Here is a 21,433-nt window from a genome sequence, read left to right as displayed (position 1 = left end):
ACTTGTGCGTATCCTACGAGGATTGGAGCGAGCATCAAGTATGGCACTGGCAGCTTTGCTTAAAGGAATATTGAAATACTCATGAAGCAACCATTTTTAGGAATAAATATAACCATCGGAAAATACAGCGACTTTATAGGTGCAATCCTGGGCCTGATAAATTCGGAGACATCCTCCTACGTTTGCGTAGCGAATGTACACATGCTTGTTGAGGCTTCACAAGATTCTCAATTTGCTGACATTGTCAATGGAGCCGACATATGTACGCCTGACGGCATGCCACTTGTCCTGGGCTTAAAGGCACTCTGCGGATTACAACAGGACCGAGTTGCTGGCATGGACTTGATGCCTGATCTGCTGCAGGAAGCAGAACGATGTGCCATTTCGGTATTTTTTTATGGCGGAACTCAAAGTATGCTTGACAAAACGCGCCAATATGTTAGCCTAACATACCCAAATCTCGTTGTAGCGGGAATGCATAGCCCTCCATTCAGACAGCTGACGACAGAAGAAGAAAATGAAGGAGTTGCTATGATTAATGCAAGCGGTGCTAAAGTAGTATTTGTGGCTCTGGGCTGCCCCAAACAAGAAAAATGGATGCATAGAATGAAAGGTAGAATATCAATGCCGATGATTGGTATTGGCGGTGCATTGCCCGTTATGGTAGGGATTCAGAAGCGCTCGCCTACCTGGATGCAAAGGTTAAGTCTGGAGTGGTTGTTTCGTTTAGGGCAAGAACCGAAGAGATTGTTCAAGCGATACACAGTGACGAACTCATTATTTATTGGGATGCTTTTGAATGCACTGCTCAAGCAACAATTCCGAATTAAAAAAGGATAGTAATAATATATCTCAACGTTATGAAAAAAATAATAATTGCAATCGACGGCTTCTCGAGCTGTGGTAAAAGCAGTACAGCAAAAAAAGTGGCAGAACGACTTCAATATCCTTATATAGATACTGGAGCAATGTACAGGGCTGTTACATTATGCTTTATCAATAAAAATGTAGATCTAAACAATTTCTCTGAGGTCACCGATTGTCTGAATGAAATTGCGGTATCTTTTAAGCGCTCTCCACAAGGTGACAATGAAGTTTACCTTAATGGCACAAACGTAGAGAGCGAAGTCCGTAAAATGTATGTTTCTGAGAAAGTCGCTGAGGTAAGTGCAAATCCGCTGGTACGGAAATTCCTGGTAAGACAGCAGCAGCAAATGGGTGAAGCCGGAGGCTTAGTGCTGGATGGAAGAGATATCGGCACAATTGTATTTCCTGATGCCCAGCTAAAAATCTTTATGACAGCGGATCCGGCTATTCGTGCGCAAAGAAGACATTCCGAGCTCTTTCAAAAGGGTGAGGTTATCGATTTGCAGGCGATAAGGAATAACCTTGAAAACCGTGATTATCAGGATATGAACCGGACCGAGAGCCCTCTCAAGCAGGCTATTGATGCTATACTGGTCGACAACAGCGATTTGACATTTGACGAGCAGGTGGATTTGATTCTTGCCTTAGCTAATGAAAGAATTGCAAACCATCAAGTTTACGCATGATATACATGATCAATCATGCCGATCAAGTTCATGTTTACTCAAAATTCGAGCTGGGGAGTGAACAACTATGTCAAAAAATAAAGGCTAGTATATTACATTATTCCAAGAAATGTCGTAGACTTGTGTAACGGCTATTGCTGGGTTCATTTATCGCTTTGAAGTTAAAGTTGATATTTAAAGCAACCAGACTAACCAAATACATACTGACTTGGATCAGATATGCCTTCGTACTCAACGTTAATAATATGAAAAATCACTATTTGGGCTTTCTCCATAAAGTACATTTATGGGCAGATGTCCTTCTGCTCAACTTCTCGTTTCTTCTGGCTTACGTTTTTCGCTTTGAAGACATTTCAATTTTTATTGATAACCAGTATGTGAACCTTTTGCTTGTAGCGAATTTGGTATGGGTTTTTACAATTCATATTTTAAACACTTACCAATTTACTCGGCTCTCCTACCATTTCAATGTACAACTGGGAACGTTTCTGAAAGCTGTTCTGGCGCATGGGGCGGTCATGATGGCATTTTTATATTTAACTAAGCAAGGTGAGGAGTACTCCCGTTATCAGTTTTTGATGACCTACGGCCTTTTCGTTACCTTATCCACTACATTTAGAGCAACATCTGTAATTTTTCTAAAAATGTATCGTCAGGCGGGTTATAATTTTAATCGGTTTGCAATAGTTGGGAAAGGTGATTTGGCAAGTTTGATACGTGAATTTTATGGTGAGCGTAAGGAATTAGGCTATCGCTACTATGGTATGCTAAGTCCAGAACAAGATATTTTTCATATCGACACACTGGAAGAGATGATCCGGGAAAAGCAACTCGATTATCTGTACTGTTGCTTAAATGAAATGACAGATGATCAGGTCCGCCAGGTGATTCAGCTCGGAGAACGACATAAAACACAAATTCGACTTGTACCGGATTTCAGGGGCTTTATGACGAATATGGCGACAATAGAATACCATGACATGTATCCTATTATTCAGGTTAATACCAAACCATTTTCAAGTTTCAATGAACAAACTGTCAAACGCACGTTCGATCTGATTTTTTCATGCATTGTGATGATCCTGGGTGCTCCGGTGTTCTTCTTTGTGTGGGCGGCTATTAAAATCACTTCACCGGGTCCGGTATTTTTCAAACAGCAGCGATCCGGCCGCTGGGGAGAAATGTTCTACATTTACAAGTTCCGAAGCATGTATACAAATGCTGACACGATGGGTCTGCAACACTCGCAGGGAGATGGTGATCCTCGGATAACCCCCATTGGCAGGATCCTCCGCAAATCACGACTTGATGAGTTACCGCAATTTATAAACGTTTTGAAAGGAGAAATGTCGGTTGTTGGGCCGAGACCGTTATATAAATATGATGTGGAAATGCTAATGGAGGCTGCTCCTCATGATTTTCAGCGGTTGCTAACAGTTAAGCCAGGCATTACATCGATTGGTCAAATCAATGTAGGTTACGCCGATACAGTCGCAAAAAATGTCGAGCGCCTTAGGTACGACCTTCAATATCTTAAATCCTACAGCGTGTTTGATGACGTACTTTTGATTTTCAGGACTGTCCAGGTCATGGTGTTAGGAAGGGGTCAGTAGACATTACCGTTTCAAAAAAAAAGGCTTGGCAGTACATCATGTCAGGCTTTTTTTGCTATTAATCACAACGCATCAGTATATTTGAAACTCACTTATTTTAACATTCATGAAAATTCTCGTTCTGGGCGCGTCGGGCCAGCTTGGCAATTGCCTTAAAAAAGTATCAGGAGAAAGGAACATTATCGATATTTCCTTCCCCTCTGAAGATACAGGAAATATTTTGAATGTTGAATTGCTTCGTGACTTGTTTACTAGTGAGAGGCCTGCTTATGTAGTCAATTGTGCTGCATATACAGCGGTAGATAAAGCTGAGGAAGATATCGAAACATGCCGAAGAGTCAATAAGGATGGTGCAGGCAACGTTGCAGAACTTTGCAAAACCTTTGGAGCAAAATTCATACAAATTTCTACCGACTTTGTCTTTCAAGGAAATGTCGCAAAGCTTCTTTCAGAAACAGACCCGACGGAACCTACCAATATATACGGAATTACAAAGCTGGAAGGTGAGCATTTAACGGCAAACATTCTTGCTGAACATTTCATCATCCGCACCAGCTGGCTCTATTCTGAATTCGGAAACAATTTTGTTAAGACAATGCTGCGACTAGCGGGGGATCGGGACCAACTCAGTGTAATTGTCGATCAGATGGGGTCTCCTACTTATGCGATTGATCTTGCTGGCGCAATCCTTGATCTCATTGCTGCTGAGAGCAAAGCTTATGGAATATACCATTATAGCAATGAAGGTGCAATTTCATGGTACGACTTTGCAAAGGCCATCTTTCACATTAGTGATTCTCCTGTGAAAGTAAATCCAGTCAGAACAACGGAATATGTTACAAAGGCTACACGGCCAGCTTTCTCTGTAATGGACAAAACCAAAATTAAAAATGAACTAGGAGTAGCTATCCCTTACTGGCGGGATAGCCTGGAAGAGTGCTTGCACCGCCTGAAATCCTCAGAAAAAGTCATTTCTTGATATTTGTAAATGTCAACAGCTAGCATTTACGAAAGGTTGCAGGCAACAAGAAACCTCAGGATAAGTAATTTATTATATATTCCCACCTAAGCCGACAATGGCAGCATCACTACAAAATTCGACGAAAGAAATTCTTTATGTTGGAACATACACACCTAAGGGTGAGGGAGTATATGTTTACCAATTTGATAGATACAATTTTACTTGCAAGGAGATACAATTAGTTCCCAGCGAATCGAGTCCTTCGTTTCTTGAATTTGATCCGGGCAAGAACTATTTGTATGCGACTAATGAAGGAAATAATACGATCTCATCTTTTGCAATTGATCGTAAAAATGGACTCCTAACAGAGCTCAATGTGAAGTCATCTCTCGGTGATGGTCCTTGTCACGTTAGCTTAAATCCCACAGGACAATTTTTATATATTTCAAATTATAATAGTGGCGATTTAAGTGTGTATAAGGTCAGTTCGGATGGCAGCATCGGCGATGCTATACAGGTGATTCCTCACGGAGACCCCGCAAAAAAGTCACATATGCATTCCGTTGTTCACTCATTGGATGGAAAATATGCCTATGCGTCTGACTTGGGTACTGACAAAATCATGATCTACACTGTAAATCATTTAACGGGAAGATTAACACCTGCTTCAGACTCTTACACAGAAGTTTTATCTGGAGACGGTCCACGTCATTTGGTGGTCGCCAACACCGGTCACGTTTATTCAGTTGGCGAACTAAGCTCGGTAATCAATACCTTTGAAATTGTGGGAAGCACAGGCACGCTGATACACAACGAACGAGTAAAAATGCTGCCTGGTGAATTTATTGGAAAAAATTCGGCAGCGGATATCCACATCTCTCCGGACGGGAATTTTCTTTACGCATCAAATCGGGGGCATGATAGCTTAGCCATATATCAGGTGGATACCAAGTCTGGTAGACTCTCTTCGACCGGCTTTACATCTACAGGTGGCAGTCATCCCCGCAACTTTCTTATTGATGAAACGGGTGCCTTTATTGTTGTTGCAAACAGGGATACAGATAATCTGGTATTCTTTGAAAGGAAGATGGAGGACGGACAGTTGTTGCCTTTGGAGAAGCAGATCCAAATTCCTTCTCCCGTATGCGTTAAGCAGCTGTTGCTAGTATGAAATATCAATCATGTCAAAAAATATATCAGGCAGCGCTAAATATCGACAAAACGGTCCTTCTGGGAACCTTCAAAGATTAGATACGAAATTTTACATTTTTACGAATACCTATGTCTCAGAAACTTCCAACATTTAGTCAGGTAATAGATCAAGAAAGAAACCTTATTCTCAGGTCAAAATACCCTCGCTGCATAGTTGAAGTTTTTGACCAGGAGACACAAGGCGGTGAGCTTGTTCTTGATCTGTTAGGTATAAAACTTTATGTTTCCGTGGTTGTTGATTTCGATAATTTAGGAGACTTTTCAAATCATGTTCTCAAAGAAATGGCGCGCTGGTGGTATCATAATCGTGCAGCAGGCAACGAACCACTAAAGTTCTAAAAGTGAAGGACACGATTTGCGAAGGTACACCCATCCAGTAGTCAAATGCTGAGCTAAAACCTGATATTCTTCCTAATCGAAACCATTGCACCAACAGCATCGTCGAACAACTTACCAGCATCAGCCGAAACTGCTGCTCTTATAACAGAGCCGGCCAGCCAGTCCATCTGCTTCTCTAGACCGACAACGCCGGAGAATTGGTAAATTTTAGCTGGTAATTCAACATCGTAGGTTCCCTGATTATTTGACAGGGAAAGCTTGGTTGTCCAAATGGCACCACCCAGCTTTCCGCGAAGTCCGCTATGCACAACCCAAACGCGATTATTATTTGTAAAAAAATCAGCATATCTGGGCCAGCCGTTTTCTGATTGGGGAGTGATGAAAGGCGTTCCTATTGCTCTTCCATAATACTGCCATCCATCTCTTACCTGCGCGTTATTAAAGTAATCGTCTTTACCCCGGATAGCATTGCCATCAACTGCCTCACTCCCACCCTGACTCTTAGTATACAGAAATTCGAATGTCAGTTTATCTAATGTGAAATTTCTAGCTTCTTGATTTTTCATGTTAAATGTGATTCCATTTAATCCATCCTTGACGTTGTTAAGATAAAAGAGTGATCCGTCTTCAATCAAATTTTGACGATAAAAAAGTATGTTGACTAATTTCAAATTGAGCTCTAAACCGAAGTCAATGCTTGCCACGTGATTACCAATTCTGTTTTCTGCGTCAAATGACGAAATCCCATTTATCCCTTTTTTGGGCTTGAAGCCGGAAATAACATACCAGTATTTGTCAATGCCCTTCGGCATCTGACCATTTTCGGTAAAGTATGGCGAGCGGCCACCCCACTGCACGGCATGGTTAAATCCACCGTGAAGCTGTACCAGTCCGGTTGGTCTGCCGATGCGTACAAACAGACCCTTATTATGTAGCTTCAACTCGCTGGTAACTGGCCTGGGCCCGTTCAAGAAACCATCAGAATAAAAGCCTTTGAAGTAAAGAAAATTCTTAATGAAAGGCACGTAGTTTTCAAAACCCAATTGAATTCTGGGTATGGGAAGAGCATTACCCGACCACATATAAGCTCCGGTGCCAAGTTCATGATCATTAAAGCCAACATACTGCTTTCGCCGTCCAAGTGTAAGCTGAAAACTCTTGAAAGCAATTCCGGCATAAATTTGCGGCACTAAAAACTTGCTATGTCGGGAACCATTGGCTACCAGCTCGGCTCCATATACAGCCGACCATTTAGGTGTTAAAAGAGAGTCCTTTTGAAGATATTTTCTTGCCTCAATACCCAGGCGCAAGCTTGCAATGTGACCTGAATTAGGAACTATGCCCCATTGATTGGCATGTAGCCAGAAAGGTGTACGCTCTGACGTGGAACCATAACCAGCCAGTTCCAGCCAGGCTTTCGTGTATTCGCTTCGGATTGTGTCGCGTGAGGATTCATCGTTTAACTCAATCAATTCCTGCTGAAACGCATATGCAATGGGTGAAATGAAACTAAAATGTAAAGCCGCAACGAGTATAAATGCACGGAATGAATTCATTGTTGATGGAGTGTTTAACGTTGAGCTAAAATAGGTTTAAGTTCAATAGTTATTCGAATATTCTAGAAAAAATAGTTTTAAACCCAGTTGTGCATTCAGTACATTGAGCCCACCCGTTCATCCCAATTTTCACCCCACATGCTAAAACAATGTAAAAACCGTTCTATTTTTACCGGGGCACGCTGCCCGGTGGCACGTTACCCGGTGGCCCGATTCCAGAATGCCTGGCTGCCAGCAGCCTTAATCCCCGAACCCGCTCTTGATGAATGTAAACGAAAATAGCCCGCAGGACGGGGATAGCAAAAAACTGGTTGACCGCGACGGCTTACCCCCATTTGTCAGAAGCTGGAAACAGCTTTATCAGCTGCTTATTGGCACGCTCATTCTGCTGATTGTCCTCTTCTATTTATTTATGAAACACTTTCAATGAGCTCGCTGGACTGGATTGTACTCTCACTCACACTGATATTTGTTGTTGCCTACGGGATTTATCGCAGCCGCGAGAAGCATACGATGGACTCGTTTTTACTGGCCGGGCAGTCCATGCCATGGTACCACGTAACGCTGTCATTGATGGCCACGCAGGCCAGTGCTATCACGTTTTTATCTGCTCCGGGTCAGGCTTATACGGACGGCATGCGGTTTGTGCAGTTCTATTTTGGTTTACCGCTTGCTATGGTGGTGCTTTGCATCACATTTGTGCCCAAATTTGGCCAGCTTAAAATATTTACGGCCTACGAGTTCCTGGAAAGGCGCTTTGACCTTCGAACGCGCGCGCTTACTTCGTTTCTTTTTCTTTTGCAGCGCGGACTTTCCACAGGGCTTTCCATCTATGCGCCTTCGCTGATTCTTTCTGCTATCCTGGGGTGGGACATTATGTGGACTAATATTATCTCCGGAGGCATTGTCATGCTCTATACAATTGCAGGCGGCAGCCGCGCGGTTTCTCACACGCACTTGCAGCAGATGGGCATTATCACGGTTGGAATGGTGATTGCCGGCGTAATGGTTGTTCGTTTTTTGCCTAATGATGTCTCGTTTGGTGATGCGCTGCACGTGGCGGGTAAGATGGGCAAGATTAATCTGATTGATTTTACTTTTGATTTAAACAATCGTTATAATGTATGGTCTGGGCTGATCGGTGGTTTCTTTCTACAACTCTCTTACTTTGGAACGGATCAGTCGCAGGTCGGGCGGTTTTTGACGGGAAGCTCTCAGGGACAAAGCAAGCTGGGGCTGGCCATGAATGGTCTTTTAAAGATCCCTATGCAGTTTATGATCCTGCTGGTGGGCGTTTTGGTATTTGCATTTTACCAGTTTACAAATCCGCCGCTGTTCTTTAACGAAACGGCCGTGGAGCAGGTCAGAAAAACGCCGTATGCGGCCGAATACCAAAAGCTCGAAACCCGCCACGATGCCATTCAGGCAGCTAAGCGCCCGCACGTGATGGAGCTGACGCGCGCGCTGAAAAAGGATGATGAGCCCGCCATTGAACAGTCCCGCACAGCGCTGGCAAAGATCGAAACCCAGGTTCAGGATGTGCGCAAACAGGCCGGGGCCGTGCTTTCAAAAGCCAATGGAGCAGAGATCAATGATGTTAACTACATTTTTCTGAGGTTTGTGATTGATTATCTTCCGGTAGGAATGGTTGGATTGCTGATTGCGGTGATCCTGCTGGCCTCAATGGGCTCAGTGGCATCGGCTTACAACTCGCTGGCTTCTTGCAGCATTGTGGATATTTACAAGCGGATGGTGCATAAAGACGATGATTCACGCAATTACGTGGCAGCCTCCCGCTGGGCAACATTCTTCTGGGGCATCTTCTGCATTGGCGTAGCCCAGTATGCCTCCCGGCTGGGCAGTATGATCGAGGCCGTTAACATTCTGGGCTCATTGTTTTATGGCGTGATCCTGGGCATATTCCTTGTCGCATTTTATTTTCCCAAAATCGGTAGCAGGGCTGTGTTTTTTGCCAGTATACTCGGTGAAATATTTGTGGTTCTCAGCTACTGGCTGGATCTGACTGCCTTTCTATGGCTTAACCTGATCGGCTGCGCCCTTGTTATATTCTTTGCGCTGATCATTGAAAAGATCTGGCCCCAACCCGACCAAGAGGTGAATGCCTTGTAAGTAACTGCCAGGCGCTCGCAGCAAGCTCCCCTGAATATTGCAATCCATAGCACATTCCGGGAGCTCGCATGGTTTGTGCACAATTTCTTTTAAAATTTTGATTATTAGAAGAAGATTGCCTGGCAGCCCAAATTTTTACTGGTTACCGTGAAACTATTCCGGGTTTTAAATCCTTAATAAGTACAATCCAAGAACCCTGGCGAGCTGTTTTTACGGCTATTATGTCACCGTTTGTATACAAAATTTTTCATCCTGAACCTTTTATGTATCCCTTAGCCCACCCAGTGAATTTCCAGTCAGGCTTAGATTTTATTCCTACCGACAGCTGACGACCGGGTCCCGTTCTTTACCTCGGCGCTATTGAAGCGTCAATATCTATCTGTTTCATAAAATAAAAATCTACATGAAGTATTGGTCTAAGCCACAAAAAACAATGCGTTTGGCGCTTAGCTCGGCACTGCTTTCACTCACTTCTTTTTGCCCGATATTTTCTCAGGCCATTCAGGAAAGTTCCAAAGAGGCGCCCTTATTGGAGCAGGCAACTTTGCAGGCGGTTGTTGACTACGCCATTAAAAACCAGCCCATTGTTCAGCAATCGCTGATCGATGAGCGGATTACCGAAAATCAGATTCGCAGCAGGCTTGCCGACTGGTATCCGCAGATCAATTTCAATTACAACTTGCAGCACAACTTTATCGTGCAGACCAGCATCATTGCCGGTAATCCCGTAAAGCTTGGTGTCAGCAACATTTCCGCAGCCCAGTTCACATTATCGCAGCAGATCTTCAACCGCGATGTGCTGTTGGCAAACCAGACAAAAAGAGACGTGCTCTTACAGGCCAGCCAGAACACTTCCTTTAATAAGACCGACATTGCCGTCAATGTTTCGAAAGCATTTTATGATGTGCTGGCAACGACCCAGCAGATTGATGTAGCTCAGGAAGACATTCAGCGCCTGGAAAGAAGCTTAAAGGATGCAGAAAATCAATACAAGTCAGGAATTGCTGATAAAATTGATTTTAAGCGTGCTACCATTTCGCTTAACAACACCAAAGCCAGCAAGAAAAGCAACGAGGAGCTTTTGAAAGCCAAGCTCGATTATTTGAAATCCTTAATGGGTTACCCATCCGACAAGCAGCTAGCGATCGCCTATGATACATTGCAGATGGAAAGAGAGATATCGCTGGATACGCTGCAAAATCTGGATCTGAACTCGCGCATAGAATTTCAGCTGCTGAGCACGCAGAAAAAGCTTTTGGAAGCAAATTTGCAATACAATAAATGGAGCTATCTGCCTAACATTTCGCTCAACGGGGCTTATAACCTGAACTTTCAGAATAACCAGTTTACCGATCTTTACAACAAGAATTATCCCAATTCCTTTGGACTGCTGACGCTTTCGCTGCCCCTTTACCAAGGTGGTAAAAGAAAGGCCAACACCAAGGCGGCAGAATGGCAGATCAAACGACTCGATTGGGACATAAAAGGCCTTCAAATGAATGTGAGCGCCGAATACTCGCAGGCGCTGGCTAATTACAAAGGCAATCTGACGAATCTGCTTGCCCAGAAAGATAATATGGACCTGGCCCGCGAAGTATATGATGTCATCCAGCTCCAATATAAATCAGGCATTAAAACCTATCTGGAAGTAGTAACCTCCGAAACCGACCTGCGACTGGCACGCATCAGTTATTACAATGCGCTCTACCAGACTCTGGCCAGTAAGATCGATGTGCAAAAAGCCCTTGGGCAAATGAACTATTAAATCGAAAAATACCCCTATTATGTTCTCAAATAAATTACCATACTTTTCAGCAGCACTGTTTCTGGTCATTCTGAGCTCTTGCGGAGATAAAAAAGAGCAGCAGCAGCAAGCAGCAGCTCCCCCGGCCGTGCCGGTCTCACTTGTGGCTGTGACGACCGCAGACGCAACCTATTACGACGAATATCCAGGCACGGTCACTGCGCTGAACGAAATTGAGCTGCGGCCGCAGGTTACGGGCTTTATCACCGGCATTCATTTCAAAGACGGCTCCCGCGTAAGAAAGGGCCAGCTGCTTTATTCTATTGATGCCCAGCTTTATAATGCCAATTATGATCAGGCTGTTGCCAACCTTAATGTGCAGCAAGCCAATCTGGCCCGCGCTCAGAAAGATGCTGACCGCTACCATGAGCTTGAAAAAAACGATGCTGTGGCCAAACAGCTTGTTGATAATGCAGATGCAGCCCTGGAAGTAGCCAAAAGACAGGCTGAGGCGGCCAAGGCAAACATTCAGGCGGTTCAAACGAGTGTAAACTATACCAAGGTGACTGCTCCCTTTGATGGTGTGATTGGCATCTCGATGGTGAAAGTGGGCGCGGCTGTAACGGCTGGCCAGACCATTCTGAACACTGTTTCAACCGACACCCAACTGGCAGTTGATTTTAATGTAGACCAAAGAGAAATCTACCGGTTTTCGACATTGATGAAAAACGCAAAGGCGGCTGATTCCACATTCACTTTGAAATTTGGAAACGATATTTTTCCTGCGACAGGCAAAATCGCCCTCATCGACCGCGCTGTTGATCCACAAACAGGGACCATTAAGACAAGGCTTGTTTTTCCAAACAAAGATAACCGGCTGCGTTCGGGCATGAGCGGAACTGTGCGCGTGCTTAATAATGCTGCTGCCAAATCTGTGGTGATCCCCTATAAGGCAGTTACTGAGCAGCTGGGTGAATTCTTTGTATATGTTGCTGGCGACAGCAGCAAAGTAAGCCAGCGCCGGGTTGTGCTGGGAACATCCCTGGGAGCCAACGTGATCATTAAAGACGGGCTGAAAGAAGGAGAAAAGATTGCCGTCGAAGGCGTTCAGAACCTGAGAGAAGGCGCAGTTATTAAAGAGGGAAAATAATCCTTCGCTCTTTTACTAATATTATAATCCAGTAAAAATGATTGCAGATATTTTTATAAAAAGGCCCGTTACAGCCATTGTTACGTCCATCGTGCTGGTCCTGGTGGGTCTTATTGCACTGACCATATTGCCTGTTGCGCAGTATCCGGATGTAACGCCGCCGACCGTAACAGTAAGCGGTAACTTTACCGGCGCCGACGCTCAGACCGTTGAGCAGACCACAACGACGCCTATTGAAACCCAGATCAACGGTACGCCGGGCATGACTTACATGTCCAGTAACTCTACCAGCAGCGGGCAAAGCAGCATTAACGTTGTTTTTGATGTTGGAACCAATGTCGACATTGCCGCCCTGGACGTTCAGAACAGGGTGAGTGTGGCAGAGCCTACCCTACCCGATGCCGTTAAGCGTCTTGGTTTGACTGTAAGAAAACGCCAGCCAAGTATCATGATCGTTTTGGCATTGTACTCGCCCAATGGCACCCATGATGCCCAGTTCATTGGTAACTATGCCAACATATATCTTAAAGACGCATTACAGCGCGTAAAAGGGGTTGGAGATATTATTTCCAGAGCAGATGACTTTGGTATGCGGATCTGGCTGAACCCCGAAAAGCTGGCCAACCTGCGTATGACGCCTTCGGATATTTCAGCGGCGCTTGCCGAGCAAAACCTTCAAGTTGCAGCCGGAACCGTTGGCGGTAACCCGCAACCCAATACGCAGACATTTGAATATAATGTATTGACCAATAGCCGCCTGAATAGCAAGGCGCAATTCGAAGACATTATCGTAAGAAGCTCGCCTCAGGAAGGAAGTGTTGTTTACTTGCGTGATGTAGCCCGCGTTGAGCTGGGTAAATTCGATTACGGTGCCAATGCATTTGTTGCCGGAAAACCAGCAGCCTTTGTTTTGATCTATCAGGCGCCGGGCGCCAACGCGCTTGCCACCTATGAAGGTGTGATGAACAAGCTTGCCGAAATGAAAAAGACATTTCCCAAGGACATCGATTATGTGATCCCCAATGAAACGGCGACCGTAGTTAAAGTTTCGATTGAGGAGGTTTTGAAAACATTTGCCGAAGCAATGATTTTGGTTGTTGTCGTTGTGTTTTTGTTTCTTCAAAACTGGCGGGCAACATTGATTCCAATCCTTGCCATCCCCGTTTCGCTGATTGGTACATTGATCTTCTTCATCCCGTTTGGTTTTACGATCAACACCCTTACGCTATTTGCATTCGTACTGGCCATTGGTATAGTTGTCGATGATGCCATTGTGGTTGTCGAGGCCGTCCAGCATTATATTGACGAAAAGAAAATGTCGCCCAAGGAGGCAACCGTTCAGGCGATGAAGGATATCTCGGGACCTGTAATTGCGATTGCCCTTATCCTGGCTGCAGTTTTTGTTCCCGTAAGTTTTGTGCCCGGAATTGTAGGTCGGCTCTATCAGCAGTTTGCCATCACCATTGCCGTATCTGTTTTGCTTTCGGCTTTTGTTGCCCTTTCGCTTACGCCTGCGCTCTGCACGATCATGCTCAAACCTTCCAAAGGTGAAAATGACAAGAAGAACTGGCTGGAAAGATTCTTTGATCGCTTCAACCGTTGGTTTGACAAAGTCTCAAATGGCTACACGCGCGGCGTGGCCAAATGGATCAAGGCAACTCCGCTGGTGCTTGTGATGATGGTCTGCCTGTTTGTGGGTCTGTTTTTCCTTTTCAAAAACAAACCATCGGGTTTTATCCCGGTTGAAGATGAAGGGCGTCTTTTTGTAACCTACGAAATGCAGGAAGCTACTTCAACGACGCGTAACATTGCTATGCTCAAAGAGGTCATGAAGCGCGTTTCTGCAATTCCAGAAGTCCGTGTAGCAGGTGGTTTGGCAGGACTTAACGTTTTAAGCTTTTCAAACAAGTCCAATGTAGGTACGCTGTTTATCAGCTTGCAGCCGTGGGCAGACCGTAAAGGCGCCGAGCATCACGTGCAGGCGGTTATCAAGCAGATACAGGCCCGTACGGCCGATATTAAGGAAGCAAGGGTGCTCGCTATTGCTCCGCCGGCCATTCCGGGTCTTGGTGCAACCTCTGGTTTTACATTCCAGCTGCAACAATCCACCAGCACCGACAACATTCAGCAGTTTGAAGGTGTGATGCGTAATTTCCTTGGCGAGGTCAACAAGCGTCCCGAGATTGCCATGGCCTATACCTTCTTTAATGCCAGAACACCGAGTTACCAGATTGATGTGGACCGCGATAAAACCAAGAAATTGGGTGTTCAGGTCAATGATGTTTTCAGCTCGCTTTCGACGCTTCTGGGTAGTAGTTATGTAAACGATTTCAACCTTTACGGACGTAATTTCCGGGTAATGGTGCAGGCTGACAGCAGTTTCCGCTCGTCGCTGGATAAAATCAAGCAGTTCTATGTCCGCAACCGTGAAGGAAATATGATCCCGCTCGGCTCGCTGGTAACAACCAAAGTGGTAGAAAACCCGGCTTTGATTTCCCACTATAACATTTACCGTTCTGTCGAAATCAACGGAACGCCTAAGCCGGGTTACAGTAGTGGGCAGGCCATTAACGCGCTGCGTGAGGTCGCCCAGAAACTACCCGCCGGTTATAGTTACGAATTCTCTGGTATGAGTAGTGAGGAGATTAAAGCGGGTGATAGTACAACATTGATCTTTTCAATCTCGATCGTTTTTGTGTTCCTGTTTCTGGCAGCATTATATGAAAGCTGGTCTATCCCTTTCTCAGTGCTTTTTGCCGTCCCAATCGGCGCTTTCGGCTCGATTCTGACACTTACGTTCCTGCCGAATTTATCAAATAACATTTATGCACAGATCGGTCTGATTACACTGATCGGTCTTGCGGCAAAAAACGCGATCTTGATCGTTGAATTTGCCAAGGAACGTGTCGATGGCGGTATGGAGCTTGTAGCAGCAACCCTGGAAGCCGTTCGGCTCAGGTTGCGCCCCATCATTATGACCTCACTGGCCTTTATTCTGGGTGTGCTTCCACTTGCATTTGCCAGTGGAGCTGCGGCAGAATCAAGAAAAACCATAGGCTGGACCGTATTCGGGGGGATGCTTGCAGCAACCTCGCTGGCCATCTTTGTGGTGCCTGTTCTTTTTGTTGCCATTGAAAAGATAGCCATGGGCAAGAAAAAACACGACCATACGCCGCCTGATGCGCCTGCTGCTGAGATAGCTTAGCATCAAGCACATCTACAAAAAACAGCTCACGGAAATAATATTTCTGTGAGCTGTTTTTTTATCAATTATTTATGAAATCTTGCTGGCTGCCCAGTGCGGGCATTCTTTTTTAGCACAAGCAATTACGTTATACAAATTCCCCTATCATGTACGTTAAGCAAGTCTTTTCAATCTGGCGGCTGCTCAAAGGCATCTGGCACGGTCTGCTGGCCGTTACTGCCTACGCGACGCTGGTTTTTTACCTTTTCAGCTACCAAAACTGGCATTTTCTCTCTTTTCCCATATCCATCATTACCATTCTGGGAACGGCGATTTCGCTGCTGCTGGGTTTCAGGACCAACTCGGCGTATGATCGCTGGTGGGAAGGGCGAAAGGTTTGGGGCGAGATTGTCAACGACAGCCGCACGCTTATCAGGCAGTCTATCACTTTTATTAAGGCCAACAAAAACGAAAAAGATGAAGTGGTCGCCAACATCACCCATTTGCAGATTGCCTGGTGCTATGCCCTGGCCAATTCTTTACGCAAAGAGCCGGTCTTGGTTTATGCCGATCTGCATTTGACGGCCTCCGAGCATGATTACGCAGCCAACCAGAACAATATTCCCAACGCAATTTTAAATCTGATACAGTTCAAATTCTCCGAGCTGCACCAGGATGGCAAGATCGAAACCCTGCTTTATCAGAACATTGACCAGACCCTGCAACGCTTATGCGATGCCATGGGAAAGTGCGAGCGCATAAAAAACACCATTTTCCCAACGCAATACAGCTTTTTTGTCGTGCTGGTTATCTTCATATTTACGTTGATCCTGCCCATGGGTCTTGTCGAAAGCATCGGCCGGATCGCTATTCCGATCACATTCATTATCTCGTTTCTCTTTCTGTATATGGAATGGATCGCCTATGTCATGCAGAACCCATTCGAGAACGGGCCAAACGACATTCCCATGACCTCACTTTCGCGAACAATCGAGATTAATCTCTTAGAGCTGATCGGGGCAAGCAAAATCCCGGAGAAGATTTTGCCGAAGAATGGGGTGGTGATGTAAACTACCGTTGATTCACAGAATAGCTATCTCATTTCACCTGGTTTGGGCACATATGCTTATTCCAAGTTTTTCCTGCCACAGCTTTTGATAATTTTTTGGCTCAATCTATGCCGGCTAAAAATCGTGAATTCTTGCGTTATCGAGCACATAATTTGCGTGAACGAAAACACCTAACCAGTAGATATTATAATGTATGAGATCTGAACACAAAAAGATCTATTGTAAAATCTAATAATTAATACATAAAAATTGCACTATTTCTCAATACACAGTATTGATGGGTAGTAAAATTTGGGTTACTTTGCCGGGTAAACAAAATTTACTACTATGACAAAACCTAAGCCCAAACCAAAAAAATCCTTGTGGTTACCCAGAAAAAAGTCACTGCGCTATCCCCTTGCAATGATGATCGGGATATCACTTTTTGCCCCGCAACAAGGCAGCGCTTTGCCGCTGATGGCCTATCCCACTTTGCAGGTAAGCAGCCTGGACAGGACCGTAACGGGTAAAGTGAAAGATGAAAAGGGAGAGCCCCTTGTGGGGGTAACCGTTACCCTTAAGAACAACAATGCGGTCGGTGCTGCGACCGATATGAACGGGGATTTTTCGATGAGCATCCCCGAAAATCTCGTTGCCAATGCTACGCTAATATTCAGCTACATCGGTTACGCACCCGTTGAGGCTGAATTAGGTCAGAAAACAGTGTTTGACATCTCGCTGAGCTCTTCCATCCAGGAGCTAGACCAGGTTGTGGTGGTGGGATATTCAGCCAAAAAGATGAAATACCTGTCAAGTTCTGTTACCACGATTAATAACGAAAAACTCAGAGATGTCACCTCCAACGAGCTTCCCAACCTGCTTCAGGGTAAGGCGCCGGGCGTTGTGGTTTCAAGCGCATCGGGTGATCCTACCAGCGCAGGACGTATATTGATCCGCGGAGCAGGCACTATCTCTGCGGGAACATCCCCGTTAATCGTCGTTGACGGAAACATTGGCGGCAGTTACAATCCTGTCGATGTTGAAAACATTACGGTCTTGAAAGATGTTGCCGCAACAGGACTCTATGGTTCGCGCGCAGCCAATGGTGTTATCATTGTCAACACAAAAATGGGGAAAGCGGGTAAAACGCAAATCAGTTTTGCCAACACCATGGGATTTGCCCAGGCGACCACCGGAAATTTCCGCCTGATGAATTCCCAGCAGTTGTATGATTTCCAAAGCACTTTTTACCCGCGGGATGCATCGGTGCTGCAAACCAATACAAACTGGTGGGATGAGGCTTTCAGGACGGGATTTGTCAACAACCACACCGTCTCTGCCTCCGGAGGAAGTGAGAAAACCACTTTTTACATTTCTGCCAACTACTACAAGGAGCAGGGAACGCAGATCGAAAATGATAAGACGGGCTACAACTTCCGCGCAAACCTGCAATCGCAGCTGACGAAAAGATTGACTGCCAAGGTGCTGTTCAATGGCGTCTTCAACAAGGATAACTATGCAAACAGCAATACTTTATACGATGCCTATAACAACCTTCCATTCGACCCAGCATATGATGGTGAGGGCCAACCCACAGACGGCAGAAGCTACCCCGGATGGCTGGGACGCGAGCGGGAAAATTTCCTGCATTCCGTTCAGTATAACTATGCGAAGGCCCAAAGCCTGAATGTTACAACCGATGTGGATCTGGACTATGAGCTGACAGACAAAATCACATTGTCATCTTATAACCGGATCAATTTTGGAAATGGCCTGAGTGCGAGCTATAATGACAAACGCACCAAACAGGGCGGGGCCAACGGTGGTGAGCTCTATAACGGAACCAGCTATTCCAACCGCTTGCTTACCTCAAACCGTATACGCTATTCCGAAGATTTCGGCAAACACGGACTTACGCTTCTGGGCGTTGCCGAAGCGGAAACGACTTATTCGAGCAGCACCAGCGCGGCAGGAAAAGGCTTGCCTCCCGGCCGTGACGTAATGTCGGTGGCTACGGATATCCTGACCAATCCTACCGGGCTCAATGAGCAGGTGGGTTTCCGTAAATTTCTGGGACAAGCCGATTACAACTACGACAATAAGTATTTTCTGATCGGATCTTTTGTAAACGAATTTTCTTCTTTGTTTGGAAAAAACAACTCTACGGCCAATTTCTATCAGCTAGGAGCATCCTGGATTCTGAGTAATGAGGAGTTTTTGAAAAACAACAAAACCCTGACTTTTGCAAAACTTCGTGCGAGTAATGGAACGGTTGGTAATGCAGACGGTCTAAGCAATTTCGCTTCATTGGGATTGTATACCATTTCTGCCGATGCATCTTACTCGGGACTTCCCGGCGCAGCTCCTTCGCAAAAAGGAAACCCGGACCTCACCTGGGAGAAGATCAAATCTTCAAACATCGGATTTGACCTGAGTTTTTTCAATCGCATTGACCTGGTTGTTGACGCCTATGTTAAAGAGGCCAGCGAGCTGCTATACCGCAAACCGCTGGCAGCAACGACGGGTTACGGCTACGTTTGGGTAAATGCAGGTTCTATCCGCAATAAGGGTATCGAGTTCAGTCTGACATCTACCAACATTAAACGCAATGGTTTTAATTGGGAAACCAACCTGAACATGGCCTTCAACCGCAACAAGGTTCTCGAACTGAGCGATGGCTCTACCGTATTCAACTCCGGCGCACGCCAGCCTATCGCTGTCGGGCATAATATGGATGAGTACAACATGCCGATCTGGGCGGGCGTAAATCCGGAAAACGGCGATCCGCAATGGGAAAGAATTGTAAAGGATGCTAATGGTAATCTTACCAAAGAACTAACGAGCACTTATAACCAGGCGCAAACGGCCGATTCACGCCAGTTTACAGGAAAAACGGCTGCTCCCAAGTTCACGGGTGGTCTTTCCAATACATTGACCTACAAGAACATTACCTTTTCTGCATTCTTTAACTTTGTTTACGGAAACTGGGTATATAATGAAAGCCGTGTTTATTTCGACAATGATGGTTTCTATGAGGCCTATAATCAAATGGTGCCTGCCAAAGACTGGAACCGCTGGCAAAAGCCGGGTGACGTAGCTACGCACCCCAAAGCAATTGTGGGAGGTAACAAAGATTCCAACCAGTCTTCTTCGCGTTACCTGGAAGATGGTAGTTACGTCCGGCTGAGAAACGTTCGTGTGGGTTATTCGCTTCCTGACAATGTTTTAGGCAGAAGCGGCTTTTCGCGGGTTTCTGTTTTTGTAAGCGGTGATAATTTATGGACGGCAACCAAGTTTTCAGGCCCGGATCCGGAAGTTTCCTTATCACAGGTTGATTTAAGCTCCGGACTATCGAGTTTAAGATATCCAATCAGCAAAAAATATCTTATAGGGATCAACTTTTCATTCTAATAGTATATGAGACAATATTCAATATTTAAATTCCTATTAATGGGGTCGCTGACACTGAGTACGGTGTCCTGTGAGAAATATTACGAACCCACAACTTCCATTGACGAAGAGTCGGCACTAACCAATGCGGGAGATGTTGAGACGGCAACCATCGGCACTTACGCTGTGCTATTGAATGCAGCTTATGTGCGCAGCGTGCATTTTTTGATGGAATATCCCAGTGACGAAGTTGCACAGGGACAGTCATCAGGCGATGATCTTACGCGGGCATATCGTTACACGCATATCAATACTTCGGGTCATGCCACTAATTTCTGGGGCCAGGCTTACAAGGTGATTGCGGCAGCCAACAAGATTATTGCATACGTTCCCGATGAGTCCTCCATTACACTGCGCCAGCTAAAAGGTGAGAACCTTTACCTTAGAGCGATGATGCATTTCAATTTGGTGCGTGTTTTTGGTCGGCCGTATCCTCAGGAAAATGGCAATAACCCAGGCGTTCCACTGCTTTTGGACGGATTAAGCGACGATCAGATCAACACAATCACCCGCAGCTCAGTAAAAGACGTTTATGACTCCGTCATTCAGGATCTGCTCAAGGCAGCGGATCTGATGTCTGAAAATAAGTCAAATTCGTTTGCTTCAAAAGAAGTCGCTCAGGCGCTGCTTTCACGTGTATATCTGTACAAAGGTGAGAATGATAATGCAATCAAATATGCTGATCTGGTCATCAAGTCGGGACGCTACAAGCTGGTTCAGGGCGGAGAATACAGCAGCTATTTTAAAACGGCTCCTGCCAGTAATCCCGAAACCATCTTTGCTATTCGCCACACAAAAGTGCAGGATAGAGCATTCTCGGCGATTGGATCCATGTATTTTAGCGCCGATGCATCCGGCACGCCGCAGGGACAAGGCGTAAGTGGCTGGGCAGAGATTTATGCCTCAAAAAAGTATGTTGATTTTCTCTCTAAAAATCCGGGTGACCTCAGAAACAATTTCGTGTCTCCATATACGATCAATGGGGCTCTGCAGTACAATGTCAAGCTGTCGCCCTCAACGCCGATGTATTATGTTAACAAATACTCCATGCAGGAAGGCGTCATCAACCTAAGCTCACCGGTGTATCTGCGGCTTGCAGAAATGCACCTGATCCGGGCAGAAGCCAATGCGAAACTGGGAAAAACGGCCCTGGCACTGGAAGATGTAAATTTGATCCGCCAGCGTGCAGGTCTGACGGGTGATAAACTTTACACCGTTGCCAATCTGGGAACCAAAAAGGCCCTGGATGTAGTCATGGAGGAGCGAATGCTCGAATTGGCATTTGAAGGACACCGCTCGTATGATCTGTTCCGTAATAATATACCAATGGAAAGAAATTATCCCGGAACACATTCTTTGAACAATACACCGACAACCAATGTAAATCAGAAAGTATTGCCTACCGACCCTCGCGTGATATTCTTTATCCCGCAAGCCGAAATCGATCGCAATGCAAAGCTGACCCAGAATCCGTAAACCGGATATTGCCCGA

15 protein-coding genes are annotated in these 21,433 nt (G+C 45.4%); 14 read left to right on the top strand and 1 reads right to left on the bottom strand.

All coding sequences use genetic code 11. The features are described from left to right. The first annotated feature begins 81 nt into the window (after positions 1–81). From L0660_RS12200 to L0660_RS12175, 6 genes are all read left to right on the top strand, one after another. A complete protein-coding gene (locus tag L0660_RS12200; RefSeq protein ID WP_235159706.1) occupies positions 82–840 on the top strand; it encodes a WecB/TagA/CpsF family glycosyltransferase in 759 nt (252 codons plus the stop codon). Positions 841–860: 20 nt separating this feature from the next. After that, entirely contained in the window at positions 861–1,553 is a 693-nt protein-coding gene (cmk, locus tag L0660_RS12195) for a (d)CMP kinase (protein WP_235159705.1), read from the top strand. Between the two features lie 245 nt (positions 1,554–1,798). Beyond that, complete coding sequence (locus L0660_RS12190) at positions 1,799–3,166, top strand: sugar transferase (RefSeq protein WP_235159704.1); 1,368 nt, start codon at positions 1,799–1,801, stop codon at positions 3,164–3,166. 106 nt (positions 3,167–3,272) lie between these two features. Next, a complete protein-coding gene (gene rfbD, locus L0660_RS12185; protein WP_235159703.1) occupies positions 3,273–4,145 on the top strand; it encodes a dTDP-4-dehydrorhamnose reductase in 873 nt (290 codons plus the stop codon). Positions 4,146–4,242: 97 nt separating this feature from the next. Next, positions 4,243–5,298 (top strand): lactonase family protein, encoded by a 1,056-nt coding sequence (locus L0660_RS12180; protein WP_235159702.1) that lies wholly within the window; start codon positions 4,243–4,245, stop codon positions 5,296–5,298. A 110-nt stretch (positions 5,299–5,408) separates the two neighbouring features. Beyond that, a complete protein-coding gene (locus L0660_RS12175) occupies positions 5,409–5,678 on the top strand; it encodes a hypothetical protein (protein WP_235159701.1) in 270 nt (89 codons plus the stop codon). A gap of 53 nt (positions 5,679–5,731) precedes the next feature. Here the strand turns inward: L0660_RS12175 and L0660_RS12170 are convergent, their stop codons facing one another. Continuing rightward, the gene (locus L0660_RS12170; RefSeq protein WP_235159700.1) at positions 5,732–7,234 is read right to left on the bottom strand and encodes a capsule assembly Wzi family protein; all 1,503 of its coding nucleotides are present in this window, start codon (positions 7,232–7,234) and stop codon (positions 5,732–5,734) included. 262 nt (positions 7,235–7,496) lie between these two features. Between L0660_RS12170 and L0660_RS12165 the strand changes: the two genes are divergently transcribed. The 8 genes from L0660_RS12165 (at position 7,497) to L0660_RS12130 (ending at position 21,417) form a co-directional block, all read left to right on the top strand. Further along, entirely contained in the window at positions 7,497–7,664 is a 168-nt protein-coding gene (locus L0660_RS12165) for a hypothetical protein (RefSeq protein WP_235159699.1), read from the top strand. Beyond that, positions 7,661–9,364: a sodium:solute symporter gene (locus L0660_RS12160; protein WP_235159698.1), complete on the top strand. Its 1,704-nt coding sequence runs from the start codon at positions 7,661–7,663 to the stop codon at positions 9,362–9,364. The genes L0660_RS12165 and L0660_RS12160 overlap by 4 nt, the downstream gene beginning before the upstream one ends. Positions 9,365–9,767: 403 nt before the next feature. Continuing rightward, a complete protein-coding gene (locus tag L0660_RS12155; RefSeq protein ID WP_233796832.1) occupies positions 9,768–11,129 on the top strand; it encodes a TolC family protein in 1,362 nt (453 codons plus the stop codon). 19 nt (positions 11,130–11,148) lie between these two features. After that, positions 11,149–12,258 (top strand): efflux RND transporter periplasmic adaptor subunit, encoded by a 1,110-nt coding sequence (locus L0660_RS12150; protein WP_235159697.1) that lies wholly within the window; start codon positions 11,149–11,151, stop codon positions 12,256–12,258. A 37-nt stretch (positions 12,259–12,295) separates the two neighbouring features. Beyond that, positions 12,296–15,463, top strand: a complete 3,168-nt coding sequence (locus L0660_RS12145; protein ID WP_233796834.1) for an efflux RND transporter permease subunit — start codon at positions 12,296–12,298, stop codon at positions 15,461–15,463. 146 nt (positions 15,464–15,609) lie between these two features. Beyond that, positions 15,610–16,512, top strand: a complete 903-nt coding sequence (locus tag L0660_RS12140) for a bestrophin family protein (protein ID WP_235159696.1) — start codon at positions 15,610–15,612, stop codon at positions 16,510–16,512. 327 nt (positions 16,513–16,839) lie between these two features. Next, positions 16,840–19,902: a SusC/RagA family TonB-linked outer membrane protein gene (locus L0660_RS12135; protein ID WP_235159695.1), complete on the top strand. Its 3,063-nt coding sequence runs from the start codon at positions 16,840–16,842 to the stop codon at positions 19,900–19,902. Between the two features lie 39 nt (positions 19,903–19,941). After that, on the top strand, positions 19,942–21,417 hold the full coding sequence (locus L0660_RS12130; protein ID WP_235159694.1) for a RagB/SusD family nutrient uptake outer membrane protein: 1,476 nt from the start codon (positions 19,942–19,944) through the stop codon (positions 21,415–21,417). The last annotated feature ends 16 nt before the right edge of the window (positions 21,418–21,433 follow it).

Origin of the sequence: Dyadobacter sp. CY351 (assembly GCF_021502625.1) — a bacterium.
Lineage (GTDB): Bacteria > Bacteroidota > Bacteroidia > Cytophagales > Spirosomataceae > Dyadobacter > Dyadobacter chenhuakuii.
This window is presented reverse-complemented; position numbering and strand designations above follow the sequence as displayed.

Bases quoted from the DNA above. Each gene is read 5' to 3' on its own strand.
- L0660_RS12200 (WP_235159706.1), top strand. From the start codon at position 82: ATGAAGCAACCATTTTTAGGAATAAATATAACCATCGGAAAATACAGC.
- cmk (WP_235159705.1), top strand. From the start codon at position 861: ATGAAAAAAATAATAATTGCAATCGACGGCTTCTCGAGCTGTGGTAAA.
- L0660_RS12190 (WP_235159704.1), top strand. From the start codon at position 1,799: ATGAAAAATCACTATTTGGGCTTTCTCCATAAAGTACATTTATGGGCA.
- rfbD (WP_235159703.1), top strand. From the start codon at position 3,273: ATGAAAATTCTCGTTCTGGGCGCGTCGGGCCAGCTTGGCAATTGCCTT.
- L0660_RS12180 (WP_235159702.1), top strand. From the start codon at position 4,243: ATGGCAGCATCACTACAAAATTCGACGAAAGAAATTCTTTATGTTGGA.
- L0660_RS12175 (WP_235159701.1), top strand. From the start codon at position 5,409: ATGTCTCAGAAACTTCCAACATTTAGTCAGGTAATAGATCAAGAAAGA.
- L0660_RS12170 (WP_235159700.1), bottom strand. From the start codon at position 7,234: ATGAATTCATTCCGTGCATTTATACTCGTTGCGGCTTTACATTTTAGT.
- L0660_RS12165 (WP_235159699.1), top strand. From the start codon at position 7,497: ATGAATGTAAACGAAAATAGCCCGCAGGACGGGGATAGCAAAAAACTG.
- L0660_RS12160 (WP_235159698.1), top strand. From the start codon at position 7,661: ATGAGCTCGCTGGACTGGATTGTACTCTCACTCACACTGATATTTGTT.
- L0660_RS12155 (WP_233796832.1), top strand. From the start codon at position 9,768: ATGAAGTATTGGTCTAAGCCACAAAAAACAATGCGTTTGGCGCTTAGC.
- L0660_RS12150 (WP_235159697.1), top strand. From the start codon at position 11,149: ATGTTCTCAAATAAATTACCATACTTTTCAGCAGCACTGTTTCTGGTC.
- L0660_RS12145 (WP_233796834.1), top strand. From the start codon at position 12,296: ATGATTGCAGATATTTTTATAAAAAGGCCCGTTACAGCCATTGTTACG.
- L0660_RS12140 (WP_235159696.1), top strand. From the start codon at position 15,610: ATGTACGTTAAGCAAGTCTTTTCAATCTGGCGGCTGCTCAAAGGCATC.
- L0660_RS12135 (WP_235159695.1), top strand. From the start codon at position 16,840: ATGACAAAACCTAAGCCCAAACCAAAAAAATCCTTGTGGTTACCCAGA.
- L0660_RS12130 (WP_235159694.1), top strand. From the start codon at position 19,942: ATGGGGTCGCTGACACTGAGTACGGTGTCCTGTGAGAAATATTACGAA.